Origin of the sequence: Brevibacterium sp. NPDC056726, assembly GCF_042790515.1 — a bacterium.
Taxonomy (GTDB): Bacteria; Actinomycetota; Actinomycetes; order Actinomycetales; family Brevibacteriaceae; genus Brevibacterium; species Brevibacterium sanguinis.
Genome location: NZ_JBHTYZ010000003.1, coordinates 157,885 through 170,823, shown reverse-complemented (window position 1 = coordinate 170,823; position 12,939 = coordinate 157,885). Strand labels below are relative to the sequence as shown.

At 69.8% G+C, this 12,939-nt stretch carries 10 protein-coding genes; 3 read left to right on the top strand and 7 right to left on the bottom strand.

Annotated elements, in window-relative coordinates; all coding sequences use genetic code 11:
• The first annotated feature begins 99 nt into the window (after positions 1-99).
• Positions 100-1,887 carry an RNA polymerase sigma factor gene (locus tag ACFQ91_RS07060; protein WP_211978076.1) on the top strand — a complete coding sequence of 596 codons (1,788 nt, stop codon included), beginning with the start codon at positions 100-102 and terminating at the stop codon, positions 1,885-1,887.
• A gap of 116 nt (positions 1,888-2,003) precedes the next feature.
• Positions 2,004-3,479, top strand: coding sequence for a malate dehydrogenase (quinone) (mqo, locus tag ACFQ91_RS07055; RefSeq protein WP_211978077.1), 1,476 nt, complete (start codon positions 2,004-2,006; stop codon positions 3,477-3,479).
• Between the two features lie 106 nt (positions 3,480-3,585).
• On the opposite strand, the gene ACFQ91_RS07050 is transcribed toward mqo, so the two are convergent.
• The 3 genes from ACFQ91_RS07050 to ACFQ91_RS07040 all read right to left on the bottom strand — a co-directional run bounded on the left by ACFQ91_RS07050 (position 3,586) and on the right by ACFQ91_RS07040 (position 7,212).
• Positions 3,586-4,395 carry a bifunctional allantoicase/(S)-ureidoglycine aminohydrolase gene (locus ACFQ91_RS07050; RefSeq protein WP_211978078.1) on the bottom strand — a complete coding sequence of 270 codons (810 nt, stop codon included), beginning with the start codon at positions 4,393-4,395 and terminating at the stop codon, positions 3,586-3,588.
• Positions 4,392-5,741 carry a DUF6986 family protein gene (locus tag ACFQ91_RS07045; RefSeq protein ID WP_211978079.1) on the bottom strand — a complete coding sequence of 450 codons (1,350 nt, stop codon included), beginning with the start codon at positions 5,739-5,741 and terminating at the stop codon, positions 4,392-4,394. Before ACFQ91_RS07045 ends, ACFQ91_RS07050 begins: the two co-directional genes overlap by 4 nt.
• A gap of 91 nt (positions 5,742-5,832) precedes the next feature.
• Positions 5,833-7,212, bottom strand: a complete 1,380-nt coding sequence (locus ACFQ91_RS07040) for an NAD-dependent malic enzyme (RefSeq protein WP_211978080.1) — start codon at positions 7,210-7,212, stop codon at positions 5,833-5,835.
• A gap of 156 nt (positions 7,213-7,368) precedes the next feature.
• Between ACFQ91_RS07040 and ACFQ91_RS07035 the strand changes: the two genes are divergently transcribed.
• A complete protein-coding gene (locus ACFQ91_RS07035) occupies positions 7,369-8,154 on the top strand; it encodes an IclR family transcriptional regulator (RefSeq protein WP_211978081.1) in 786 nt (261 codons plus the stop codon).
• 3 nt (positions 8,155-8,157) lie between these two features.
• On the opposite strand, the gene aceE is transcribed toward ACFQ91_RS07035, so the two are convergent.
• The 4 genes from aceE to uraD form a co-directional block, all read right to left on the bottom strand.
• Positions 8,158-10,923 (bottom strand): pyruvate dehydrogenase (acetyl-transferring), homodimeric type, encoded by a 2,766-nt coding sequence (gene aceE, locus ACFQ91_RS07030; protein ID WP_211978082.1) that lies wholly within the window; start codon positions 10,921-10,923, stop codon positions 8,158-8,160.
• A 112-nt stretch (positions 10,924-11,035) separates the two neighbouring features.
• Positions 11,036-11,920 carry a factor-independent urate hydroxylase gene (pucL, locus tag ACFQ91_RS07025; RefSeq protein WP_211978083.1) on the bottom strand — a complete coding sequence of 295 codons (885 nt, stop codon included), beginning with the start codon at positions 11,918-11,920 and terminating at the stop codon, positions 11,036-11,038.
• Positions 11,921-12,066: 146 nt separating this feature from the next.
• Positions 12,067-12,390, bottom strand: a complete 324-nt coding sequence (gene uraH / locus ACFQ91_RS07020; protein ID WP_198500594.1) for a hydroxyisourate hydrolase — start codon at positions 12,388-12,390, stop codon at positions 12,067-12,069.
• On the bottom strand, positions 12,387-12,881 hold the full coding sequence (gene uraD / locus ACFQ91_RS07015; RefSeq protein ID WP_249120909.1) for a 2-oxo-4-hydroxy-4-carboxy-5-ureidoimidazoline decarboxylase: 495 nt from the start codon (positions 12,879-12,881) through the stop codon (positions 12,387-12,389). The genes uraH and uraD overlap by 4 nt, the downstream gene beginning before the upstream one ends.
• Positions 12,882-12,939 lie beyond the last annotated feature (58 nt).

The window sequence follows — 12,939 nt, the reverse complement described above, 5'->3', positions numbered from 1 at the left end:
ATATTCAATCAGCGCTTCCCCGCTATCCGCGCCCGCCGCCGACGCTGCGTCCTCCCCGTGAGCAGCGACGCCCTGATCCCCACCCGAGGCAGAGAACCGATGTCCGATCCCAGGATCCCCGACCCTGCTTCCGACGACCCGGAATCATCGGCGCGCGCGGCCGAACACGACGCCGAACACGACTCAGAATCCTCCGCATCCGTCACGTGCGACCCCGACACCGCGGAGCGCGAGGCCGCCGACGCGGAGCTCTGCGCCGTCATCGTCGACCGCGGCCCCGATTCCGACGCCGGCCGTCGCGCGTTTGCGCAGCTCTACGCCCGCCACCGCCTGCCGGCCCTCCACTTCGCTCTGCGGCTGACGGGCGACTACACCCGCGCCGAGGATGCCGTGGCCGAGGCGTTCGCGAAGATCTGGCGCGCGTGGGGCAACGGCGCCGGCCCGCAGGAGTCCTTCAAGTCCTACCTCATGACCGCGGTGCGGTCGGAGTCGTTCCGGCTCACCGCGATGACGGGGGCGACGACGACCGTCGAACCCGATGTCCTCGCGTTCCTCGCCGGCGGCACGAGCCGGGACCATGCGAGCGAGGTCTCCGAACGCGACCAGCTGGGCCGCGCCTTCCGGACTCTGCCGGCGACGTGGCAGACGGCAATCACAATGATCGACATCGACGGCACCCCTACCGCTGCCGCCGCGGAGGCACTGGGACTGTCGGTCAACTCGTTCCATTCGCTCCTCCACCGTGCCCGGGAGGGTCTGCGGACGGCGTACCTGCAGGAGCACGTCGAACCGGCGAAGCCGTCGTGTGCGGAGTACTCCTCGGAGCTCGCGCGCTACGTCCGCAATCAGCTCGGCATCAAACGCGGCAAGTCGGTCGAGACGCACCTGCGCCACTGCCGCTACTGTCGCCGCCAGTCCGTGCTGCTGACGAAGATCAACACGAAGCTCGGCGCGTGGCTGACCCCCTCCGTCCTCGCCGCCGCCCTCATCGAGTCCGAGCAGTTCCCCGCCGTCCCGGAGATCATTGCTGGGGGCGCCGGCGGCACTGAGACACCCGGCGGCACTGAGTCTCCGGCCGCCGAGGCACCTGACGTGGAGGCGCCTGTCGCAGAGAACTCCGAGGCCGTGTTCTTCAGTCCCGATTCCGGCAGCGGGTCGGCCGGGTCGCATTCGGGGTTCGCTCTCGGCCTCAAGATCGCCGCGGGCATCCTCATCGCGACAGTGGCGATCGCCGCCGGCGTCTGGGCGCTCAACCCGAACCGGGGCACTCCGGAGGCCGAAGGGCCGACGTCGTCTCCGGTGCAGCCGGAGACCGGCCTGACCGACGACGACCTCGGTGACGATGTGCGTTCACCGGCGGCACCGCCGGAGGCCGGGTCTCCCGACGCGGAAAACCCCGCAGGGCCCGAGGACGAGGGACCCCGGAACGAGGCGCCGGTTCCTGCGCAGCCGCGTATCCCGGCACCCCCGGCCCCGGGAGATCCCGGCGGGCCGAACGCCGAACCGCCGGCACCGCGCGACCCCGGCAACCCCGGTCCCGACAATCCCGGGCCCGGCGACCCGGGACCCGGCGATCCCGGCCCCGGCGACCCAGGCCCCGGGGAGCCTGCGCCTCCCCCGGCTCCGCCGACCGATCCCCCGCAGCCGCCCTCGCCGACCCAGCCGCCGACTCAGCCTCCGCCCTCACCGTCAGATCCGCCGACCACGGAGCCGCCGACGAGCCCACCGCCGACCTCGCCGCCCCCGACCTCGCCGCCACCGACGTCTCCTCCCCCAACGTCTCCGCCGCCAACGTCTCCGCCGCCGACGACGCCCACGCCGACGCCGACGCCGACGGACCCGGGCGGCCGCTGCCACGACCTCGGATGGGGATGGCACTGCCACTGAGAGTGATCCTCGTCTCCTGACACCGGTGCGCGCGTCCCCCGACTTCGGGTTGAACCTGTGCTCGGAGTAGTCTGAAGGTCGATACTTCACGCCTCTGACGAAGATTGCGAGTGGAAATGCCCTCAACGCAGGAAAAGGTCGACGTTGTCCTCATCGGCAGCGGCATCATGAGCGCCACCCTCGGCGCGATGCTGACCGAACTCCAGCCCGAATGGGACATCCGGGTCTACGAGAAGCTCGACTATGTCGCGAAGGAGAGCTCCGACCCGTGGAACAACGCCGGCACCGGCCACGCCGCTCTCTGCGAACTCAACTACACCCCCGAGGACGCGAACGGCCACATCGACCTGACGAAGGCCGCGCAGATCAACGAGCAGTTCCACCACTCACGCCAGTACTGGTCGCACCTCGTCGACAACGGCGTCCTGCCCGAACCGAAGAACTTCATCAACCAGGTCCCGCACATCAGCTACGGACGCGGTGAGAAGGGACGGGACTACATCAAGAACCGTCGTGAGCAGATGGTGCGCAACCCGCTGTTCGCCGAGATGGAGTTCACCGACGACCCGGCCACGCAGGCCGAATGGCTGCCGCTGATGTTCGACGGCCGCGGCCCCGGGCAGGTCAACGGCATCTCCCGCACCCAGATCGGCACCGACGTCGACTTCGGATCGCTCTCCCGCCAGCTGCTGCGCTACATGGCCGACAAGGGCGCGACGATCCGCACGAGCCACCAGGTCACCGACCTCGACCGCTCCTCCGACGGCTGGACCGTCACCGTGCGCGACCTCCTCTCGCGGGAGACCCACAGGATCGGGGCGAAGTTCGTCTTCATCGGCGCCGGCGGCGGCGCCCTCCCGCTGCTCCAGAAGTCCGGCATCCCCGAGGGTCGCGGCTACGGCGGCTTCCCCGTCTCCGGCATCTTCCTCCGCACCGCCAACCCCGACCTCGTCGCCCGCCACCAGGCGAAGGTCTACGGCCAGGCGTCCTTCGGCGCCCCGGCGATGTCGGTGCCCCACCTCGACACCCGCGTCGTCGACGGCGATGAGTACCTGCTCTTCGGCCCCTACGCCGGGTTCTCCCCGAAGTTCCTCAAGCAGGGCCGCTTCACCGACCTGCCGTTCTCCGTGCGCGGCAACAACCTCGGCACGATGCTCGGCGTCGCGAAGGACAACACCGACCTCGTCACCTACCTCCTCTCGGAGCTCGCGTCCTCGAAGAAGGCCCGCTTCGAGTCGATGAACGAGTTCATCCCCTCCATCGACCCCTCGGACTGGGAGTTCATCCAGGCCGGTCAGCGCGTCCAGGTGATGAAGAACGTCCCGGGCAAGGGCGGCGTCCTCGGCTTCGGCACGGAGCTCGTGTCCTCGGCCGACGGCTCGATCGCCGCCCTCCTCGGCGCCTCTCCCGGAGCGTCGACGGCCGTGGCGATCATGCTCGGTCTGCTCAAGACGTGCTTCCCGCGTCAGTACGACGGCTGGGAGCCGGCGCTCAAGGACATGGTGCCCTCGCTCGGCCGTGACCTCGCCGACGACGAGACCCTGCTCACCGAGCTCTCCGAGTACACCGCCCGCACCCTGCAGCTCATCTGAGGCCCTGCGCCTCATCGGAGACTCTGCAGCTCCTCTGCGCAGCTCCTCTGCCGCCCTGCCGCTCGTCCGAGCCGCAGGGCGGCAGTCGTCTGTGAGTCCGAGAGCCCTACAGCTCGACCTGCCGGTTGACGTCCTTGTAGAGCAGGTAGCGGAAGGGTCCGGGACCACCGGCGTAGCAGGCCTGGGGGCAGAACGCGCGCATCGAGATGAAGTCGCCCTCCTGGACCTCGACCCAGTCGCCGTTGAGGCGGTAGACGGCCTTGCCCTCGAGGACGTAGAGCCCGTGCTCCATCTCGTGCGTCTCCGCGAACGGGATGACCGCGCCGGGTTCGAACGTCACGATGTTGACGTGCATGTCGTAGGCGAGGTTCGCCGGATCGAGCGGCCGCGTCGTCCGCCACCGGTTGTCGGTGCCCGGCATCGCCGCGGGCTCGACGTCGGCCTCGTTGCCGAAGGCCGCCTCCGGGGTCAGCCCCGCAACCGGCTGGTAGCGCTTGCGCACCCAGTGGAAGCGGGCCGCCTCGGTGCCGGTCGAGCGCGCACTCCACGCCGAGGCGGCCGGCAGGTACGCGAACCCGCCGGGGGTGAGCACGTGCTCGGTGCCCTCGTGGGTGACGGTGAGCTCGCCGGCCATGAGGAAGAGGAAGCCCTCAACCTCGGGCTGCGGCTCCGGGGCCTCCGACCCGCCGCCGGGAGCGACCTCGAGGATCGTCTGCGAGAACGTCACCGCACCCCCGGCCACCGGCTTCGAGAGCACCCATGAGCGCGTGTCCGTCCACTCCGGCAGCGCCGAGGTGACGATGTCGCGCAGGACGCCGCGCGGGATGACGGTGTAGGCCTCGGTGACGATCGCCCGGTCGGTGAGCAGATCGGTCTGCGGCGGGTGTCCCCCGGTCGGGGCCCAGTAGGTGGTCATGCGTGCGTCTCCTTCGTCGTCGTGGACAGCGGCTCACCGGTCAGCGTTCCCGTCCGGGCCAGCAGCTCGAGGTCGCCGGCCGACAGATCGGTGCGCTCGGCGATGTCGTCGGGGGTGTGGGCGCCGCAGGTGAGGCCGCGGCTGAGGTAGCGGGCGAGCGCCTTCGCCGTCGCGGGTTCGTCGAGGACCGCCGAATCCGTCGCGTGGACGTAGTTGCGCAGGCGGGCGGCGGCGAGTTCGAGGCCCTCCCGGTAGAACCGGAAGGTCGCGAGGAACCGGGTCGGCAGCTGGTGCGGGTGCATGTCCCAGCCCTGGTAGATGCCGCGGCGCAGGTGGCGGCGGACGAGGCGGGCGTGGAGGCTCCACGCCTGGTGCATCGCCTCGGGGTCGCCGACCGGGAGGATGTTCGTCGACCCGTCGGAGAGGTGGACCCCGGTCCCGGCGACGGCGAGGAGCATCTGGTTCTTCGCGAAGTCCGCGACCGGGTGCTCCATCGACTGGTAGGCTGCGGCGATGCCGAGCGACGCCGAGTAGTCGTACGTCCCGTAGTGGAGGGAGGTGATCCGGCCCTGCCCGGCGTCGAGCGTCCGGGTCAGCGGCACCGTGCCGTCGGCGCCGAGGACGATCTGCGGGGTCTCGACCTGGACCTCGAAGGTGATCGATCCGGCGGGCAGGCCGTGCTCCTCCTCGAGGCTGCGCACCGCGAGCACCATGGCGCTGACCTGGTCGACGGTGCTCACCTTCGGCAGGGTGAGCACGAGCCCGGTCGGCAGTGCTCCCCCGTTCGCGGCGAGCACCTCGGTGACGAAGAGGTCGAGCGTGCGCAGTCCGCGCGCCCGGGTCGCTGCCTCGAGCGATTTGAACCGGATGCCGACGAAGGCCGGCGCCCCGGCCTCGGCGCGACCGGCCACCGCGGTGCGCGCGGCGGCGATGACGGCCGCGTCCTCGGCGGCGTCGCCCTGGCTGCCGAAGCCGTCCTCGAAGTCGATGCGCAGATCCTCGATCGGCTCGGTCGCAAGCTTCGTCGTCACCGCCTCGGCGAGCTGCTCGGCCTCCCGGGCGACCTGGTGGAGGCTCGGCGGGACGGCCCCGAAGCTCTCCCCCATCTCCTTGCGGGAGGCGACGATGACGCGTTCGGCCAATTGGACCATGCCGCCGCCGGCCTCGACGGCCGCCAGCGCCTGCTCACTCCACTCCCGCGGCAGCGTCGGGGTGACCTGGTGACCTGGGACGTAGACCGTGTGGATGGGCTGGCGGACGTCCCGATCGCCCGGATAACGCGTGCTCAGCACCTCGTCGGTGTCCGTGAGGAGAGCATCGATGTCATCGAGCGTGGATTGCTTCACTGTTCCTCTTTCCCTGTCTGTCGGTGCGAGCCCGGCCACGATGCCGGGACCACCCCATTGTCGCTCATGTCTGATCTCTGCGCCCTCCCGCTCACTTCGACACCGAGGCGACCGCCTCGGCGACCCTGCTCGCGACCTCCGGGTCGAAGACGGAGGGGATGACGTAGCCGGGGTGGAGGTCCTCGGGTGCGATGCACGAGGCGATCGCGTCGGCGGCGGCGACCATGATGTTCTCGTCGACATCGGTGGCCTCGGCGTCGAGGAGGCCGCGGAAGATGCCGGGGAACGCGAGGACGTTGTTGATCTGGTTGGGGTAGTCGCTGCGCCCGGTGGCGACGACCGCGGCGTGCTTGAGCGCCTCGGCGGGGTCGACCTCCGGATCGGGGTTGGCCATCGCGAAGACGAGGGCGCCCTCGTTCATCGCCGCGATGTCGGCGCCGTCGAGGATGTTCGGGGCGGAGACGCCGATGAAGACGTCCGCGCCGACGACCGCCTCCTTGAGCGTTCCGGTGAACCCCTCGGGGTTGGTGTTCTCCTGCAGCCACCGCTTGTGCTCGGTGTCGACCGTCGAGTTCGGGCCGATCGCCCCGTCGCGTCCGCACGCGATGATCGTCCGGGCGCCGGCGACCTGGAGGAGGCGGATGATGGCGTGGCCGGCGGCGCCGACGCCGGAGACGACGATGCGGACGTCGCCGATGTCCTTGCCGACGACGGTGAGCGCGTTCTTCAGCGCCGCGAGCGTGACGATGCCCGTGCCGTGCTGGTCGTCGTGGAAGACGGGGATGTCGAGTTCCTCGCGCAGGCGCCGTTCGATCTCGAAGCAGCGGGGCGCGGAGATGTCCTCGAGGTTGATCCCCCCGTAGGCCGGGGCGATCGCCTTGCAGATCGCGATGATCTCCTCGGTGTCCTTCGTGTCGAGGGCGACCGGCCACGCGTCAACCCCGGCGAACTGCTTGAAGAGCACGGCTTTGCCCTCCATGACCGGCATCGCGGCCTCGGGGCCGATGTCGCCGAGGCCGAGGACGGCCGTGCCGTCGGTGACGACGGCGACGGTGTTGCGCTTGATCGTCAGGCGCCTCGCGTCGTCCTTGTTCTCCGCGATCGCCTTGCACACGCGGGCGACCCCGGGGGTGTAGGCGCGGGAGAGGTCGTCGCGGTTGCGCAGCGGGACCTTCGGGGTCGATTCGAGCTTCCCGCCGAGGTGGAGGAGGAAGGTGCGGTCGGAGACCTTCCTGACGTCGACGCCGGGCAGGGACCCGAGTTCGCTCGCGACCTCCTCGGCGTGGGGGACGTCGCGGGTGTCGGCGCTGACGTCGATGACGACGGTGTCGGGGGTGGATTCGACGACGTCGAGCGCGGTGATGCCGGCTCCCGTCTTCGCCGCGGCCGCGACGAGGTCGGACGTCGACGACTGGCCGACGGCGGTGGCGACGCGCAGGGTGATGGAGTATCCGGGACTGGGAACAGCCATGACTGTCATCCTCTCTGATGGAATCATTTCCGTATTATGGATGTTAGCTTCTGTATTGCGGAATATCTAGCGGGCGGCGGCGGCGAACGGAAACTTTCTTCCATTCGACGCTAGACTGTGCGGAAGTGTCGCCCACTTCAAGGAAGAGGACAACGGATGACCACGAACGACGCCGAGACCCCTGCGGTCCGCCAGACCAAGGGCGGAGTCCAATCCGTCGAACGCGCATTCGGCCTCCTCGAGTGCATCGCGAACTCCGCCGGCTCGGCGACGCTCAGCCACATCGCCGCCGACGTCAACCTGCCGCTGCCGACGATCCACCGTCTGCTCGGCACGCTCGTCAGCCTCGGCATCGTCCGGCAGCTGCCCAACCGCGGGTACGCGCTCGGCCCCGGACTCGTCCGCCTCGGCAACCTCGCCGGCGCGCAGCTCGGCGCGATCGCCCGCCCCCACCTGCGCACCCTCGTCGCCGAACTCGGGGAGTCGGCGAACGTCGCGACCCTCGACGGCGACATGGTCGTCTACGTCGATCAGGTCGCCTCGGAGCGGCAGATGCGGATGTTCACCGAGGTGGGCCGCCGCACGCACATGCACGACACAGGAGTCGGCAAGGCGATCCTCGCGCAGCTCGACCCCGCGCAGGTCCGCAGCATCGTCGCGACCGCCGGGATGCCGACGCCGACCGAGCACAGCATCGGCACCCTGGAGGAGCTCGAGGCCGAACTCGACCGGATCCGGGAGCGCGGGTACTCGATCGACGAGCAGGAGCAGGAGCTCGGCGTCCGCTGCTTCGCGATGTCGGTGCCCGGCGCCCCCTCGCCGCTCGCGATCTCCGTGTCCGGTCCGATCAGCCGCGTCGACGACGACTTCGCCGCCCGCGCGATCCCGCTCCTGCGCTCGGTCGCCGAGCAGATCGCCGCGGACATGCAGCCCGGGGCCTGAGCCTCAGGAGTCCCCGCCGGCGGTGCCCGAGGTGCCCGCTGTGACCTCGCTGAGGCGGTACTTCGCCGCGGCCTCGACCGGTGCTCCCCGGTCGACCTCGCCGCGGTCGGCGAGGAGCTGCAGGGTGCGCACGACCATCGAGTGCGCGTCGATCCTGAAGTGCCTGCGCGCCGCGGCCCGGGTGTCGGAGAAGCCGAAGCCGTCGGCGCCGAGCGTCGCGAAGTCCTGGGTGAGGAACGGCCGGAGGAGATCGGGCTGGGTCGAATCGAAGTCGCTCGTCGCGATGATCGGCCCCGGCTCCGACCCGAGGCGCCGGCGCACATACGGCACGCGCGGCTCCGCCGCGACGTCGACGAGACGCTGCGCCTCGCAGTCGAGCGCCTCACGGCGCAGCTGCGCCCACGACGTCACCGACCACACGGCCGCGTCGACGCCCCAGTCGGCGGCGAGCAGCTCGCGGGCCTCGAGCGCCCACGGCACGGCCACGCCCGAGGCGAGCAGCTGAGCCTGCGGCCGCCCAGTGTCGGCGTCGGACGGCTCACCGGCCCCCGCCTCGGCGATGCGGTGGATGCCGGCGAGGATCCCCTCGACGTCGACGCCTTCGGGCTCGGCCGGCTGGAGCATCGGCTCGTTGTAGACGGTGAGGTAGTACATGACGTTGCGCTCGTCGTCGCCGAGGTCGTGCTCGCCGTACATCCGGTGGAGGCCGTCGCGGACGATGTGGGCGATCTCGTAGCCGTACGCGGGATCGTAGATCCGCAGCGCCGGGTTCGTCGCCGCGAGCACCGGCGAGTGCCCGTCGGCGTGCTGGAGCCCCTCCCCGGTCAGGGTCGTCCGCCCCGCGGTCGCGCCGATGATGAACCCGCGGGTCATCTGGTCCGCCGCCGCCCAGAACGCGTCGCCGGTGCGCTGGAAGCCGAACATCGAGTAGAAGACGTAGATCGGGATCATCGGCTGCCCATGCGTCGAATACGCGGTGCCCGCCGCGGTGAACCCGGCCGCCGCCCCCGCCTCGTTGATGCCGACGTGGAGGAGCTGCCCGGTCGGGGCCTCCTTGTAGGAGAGGAAGAGCTCCCGGTCGACGGCGAGGTAGTTCTGGCCGTTGGGGTTGTAGATCTTCGCCGTCGGGAAGAACGCGTCGATGCCGAAGGTGCGGGCCTCGTCGGGGATGATCGGCACGATCCGCTCGCCGACGCCCTTCTCGCGCATGAGGTCCTTGAGGAGGCGGACGAAGGCCATCGTCGTCGCCGCCTGCTGGTGGCCCGAGCCCTTCTTAGCCTGCGCGAACGCCTTGTCGCTGACCGCGGGCAGGGCGATCTGCGAGCGGGAGCGCCGCCGTTCGGGGACGAAGCCGCCGAGGCTCCGCCGCTTCTCGAGAAGGTACTCGATCGCCTCGTCGCCCGCGCCCGGATGATAGTAGGGCACGGCGCAGGGATCGTCGTCGATGACCTTGTCGCTGATCGGGATGTCCATCCGGTCGCGGAAGACCTTGATGTCGGCGGCGGTGAACTTCTTCATCTGGTGCGTGGCATTGCGCGACTCGAAGCTCGTGCCCAGCCCGTAGCCCTTGACCGTCTGGACGAGGATGACCGTCGGCCTGCCGGTCACCGCGACTGCCCGATCGTAGGCGGCGTAGACCTTCTGGTAGTCGTGGCCGCCGCGCTTGAGGTTCCAGATGTCGTCGTCGCTCAGGTGCTCGACGAGGCTCTTCGTCACCGGTGAGCGGCCGAAGAAGTTGTCGCGGATGAACCCGCCGGACTCGGCCTTGAACGTCTGGTAGTCCCCGTCGAGGGTCTCGTTCATGATGCGCACGAGCTCTCCCGTGCGATCGGCGGCGAGCAGCTCGTCCCATTCGCGGCCCCAGAGGACCTTGATGACGTCCCAGCCGGCCCCGGTGAAGGTCGCCTCGAGCTCCTGGACGATCTTGCCGTTGCCGCGCACCGGCCCGTCGAGGCGCTGGAGGTTGCAGTTGACGACGAAGGTGAGGTTGTCGAGCCCCTCGTTCGCCGCGAGCTGGAGGGCCCCGCGCGATTCGGGCTCGTCCATCTCCCCGTCGCCGAGGAAGGCCCACACCCGCTGGTCGCTCGTGTCGGCGATGCCCCGGTGGTGGAGGTAGCGGTTCATCTGCGCCTGGTAGATCGCGTTGATCGGGCCGAGGCCCATCGACACGGTCGGGAACTGCCAGAACTCGGGCATGAGCCGCGGATGCGGATACGAGCTCAGGCCGTTCGGAGCCCGGGACGCCTCCTGTCGGAAGCCGTCGAGCTGGGCCTCCGTGAGCCTGCCCTCGAGGAACGCCCGGGAGTACATCCCCGGGGATGCGTGGCCCTGGAAGAAGACCTGGTCGCCGCCGCCGGGATGGTCCTGGCCGCGGAAGAAGTTGTTGAGCCCGATCTCGTAGAGGGTCGCGGCCCCGGCATACGTCGAGATGTGGCCGCCGACGGAGACGTCGGGGCGCTGCGCGCGGTGGACGAGCATCGCGGCGTTCCAGCGCAGCCACTTCCGGTAGCGGCGCTCGAGCCTCTCGTCACCGGGGTAGGCCGGCTCCTGGTCGGCGGGAATCGTGTTGACGTAGTCGGTCGTCGTGACCTTGGGCGCGGCCACGGAGTTCGTCGCCGCGCGGCGGCGCAGCGCCTCCATGATCTCTCCGGCCCGCGCGGTGCCGCGGGCGGCGACGAGTCCCTCCCAGGACTCGAGCCATTCGTCGACCTCCTCGTCGGCGGGACTCGTGGACAGGGCGGCATCAGGGCGTGATGACAGTGCGGTCATAGGGGTTTGCCTCTCAGTGGCCCACCGCGTAAAGGGGCGGGTCCGAAGGGTGCGGCACCGAGGCGGGACGGCGCAGGTTCGGCCGTCCCGCCTCGGCGGTGATGGGAACGGGTCAGCAGAACCCGGCGATGTTCGTCCAGGCGCTCTTCGACTCCTCCACCCCGTCACGGGTGAAGGTCGCCTCGATGAGGCCGTAGGGACGGTCGGCGACGATGAAGACCTCGTTCGGGTTCTCGAGGCCGAAGCGCTCGATGTCGTAGAGGAAGTGGTGCTTGTTCGGGCACGAGAAGCGGATCTCGTCGATCTCCGGGACCTCGCTGATGACCCTCTCGCCCATCATGTAGAGGGTCTGCTGGAGGGCCTTCGAGTAGTGGTCGGTGAACGCCTCGAGGATGATGCCCTTGACCTTCTCATACGTCTGGTCGAAGTCGAGGTCCGTGGTGTTGTAGATCCACCGGGTGGCGATGTCGGTCGCCAGGATCCGGTCCTCGGTCTCCGGCAGGGACGTGTACTTGTCCTTCGGGTAGCCGACGAAGCCCGACTCCGTCGTCTTGAGCACCGTGAGGTCGCGGAAGCCGGAGATCAGCGTGTCCGTGTCGCCGTCGCGGGTGAGCACGACCGTGCGGATCTCCGGGGCCGCCCGGTAGAACGAGTGGTCGTGGTCGTTGATGCGGTCCCAGCCGAACTCCTCGGCCTCCCAGCGTCCGCCGCTCACCCAGTCGAAGCTGCCGGTGAAGTGGTCGGCGAGCCCGAGGAGGAACTGCTCGGGCGAGGACACGCCGAGCTCCTTGGCCTTCGCGAAGATCGTGTTCTTCTGGGTGTCGGTGGCGACGACGTGCTCGTTGTCGCCCTCGGTGTGCGCGGTCTCGAAGTCGCCCCACAGCTGGGAGGTGACATTGAGGTCGCGGATCTCATGGCGGTCCGAGTCGCGGTAGACCCGCATGAGTCGGTTCTCCGCCTTGCCGTACTGGTTCGTCGTCAGTTTCACAGTGCTCATTGCGTACTCCTCGTAGTGCCGCCGCGCGTGCGCGACAGCCCGGATATCTGACGAGGCCGCCGGTTGTCTCCCGGTCGGCTTCGGCGGTTTGTTGAGGATGGAGATCCTGCAGGGGGCCTGCTTCCCCTGATGACGATGTGCGGGCCTCAGCTGCCCCGATACGTGCTGTAGGCGAAGGGGCTGAGCAGAAGCGGGATGTGGTAGTGGGTCTCGCCCGGGGCGACGGTGAAGTCGATCGTCACCTGCGGGTGGAAGTGGTCCTGGCCGCGGGCGGTGAAGTACTCGCCGGTGCCGAAGACGATCCGGTACGTGCCGGGATCGAGGGTCTCGGGGCCGAGTTCGGAGACCCGCCCGCCGGCGTCCGTGCGCGCCTGCGCGAGCGTCTCCTCACCGCTGAGCAGCGTCACGGCGAGGTCGGCGGCGGGGGTGCCGGCGGTCGAGTCGAGGGCGTGGGCGGAGATGAAGCTCACGAGAGGATTCCTTCCAGTCGGATGACGGCGATCTCGATGAGCTGAGCGCCCACCTCGGCGATCTCCTCGTCATCGGAATTGGCCATCCGGCGGTCGAGTTCGGAGAGGATCTCCGCAGGCGTGCGGCCCGCGGCGCGGATGAGGAAGACCCGGTCGAAGCGCTCCTCGTACGCGGCGTTGCCGGCGCGCAGACGCTCTTCGACGTCGGTCTCGAGCGCGCCGAGGCCCGCCTGCTCACGGGAGGAATGGGCCGCCTCGGCGGAGTCGCCTTCGGCCTTCTCCCCGATCCGGGGATGATGGGCCAGCGCGGCCTCGATCTCCTGCGGCTGCAGGGGCGAGGCGGCGGTGCGGGCGAACTCGGCGGCCGCCGCGACCGACTCGAAGGGGCGACCGGCGACGACGGTGTCGATCCAGCGGTCGACGTCGAGGCACGGGCGCACCACGTCGCGGGCCTCGCCCGCCGGCAGCCGATCGAATTCGATCAGGTCCACATCGACCTCGTTTCGCATCTCGGAAGTTCTCTTCCATTCGTTTCCACGAGTGTGGCCT

Bases quoted from the DNA above. Each gene is read 5' to 3' on its own strand.
- ACFQ91_RS07060 (WP_211978076.1), top strand. From the start codon at position 100: ATGTCCGATCCCAGGATCCCCGACCCTGCTTCCGACGACCCGGAATCA.
- mqo (WP_211978077.1), top strand. From the start codon at position 2,004: ATGCCCTCAACGCAGGAAAAGGTCGACGTTGTCCTCATCGGCAGCGGC.
- ACFQ91_RS07050 (WP_211978078.1), bottom strand. From the start codon at position 4,395: ATGACCACCTACTGGGCCCCGACCGGGGGACACCCGCCGCAGACCGAT.
- ACFQ91_RS07040 (WP_211978080.1), bottom strand. From the start codon at position 7,212: ATGGCTGTTCCCAGTCCCGGATACTCCATCACCCTGCGCGTCGCCACC.
- ACFQ91_RS07035 (WP_211978081.1), top strand. From the start codon at position 7,369: ATGACCACGAACGACGCCGAGACCCCTGCGGTCCGCCAGACCAAGGGC.
- aceE (WP_211978082.1), bottom strand. From the start codon at position 10,923: ATGACCGCACTGTCATCACGCCCTGATGCCGCCCTGTCCACGAGTCCC.
- pucL (WP_211978083.1), bottom strand. From the start codon at position 11,920: ATGAGCACTGTGAAACTGACGACGAACCAGTACGGCAAGGCGGAGAAC.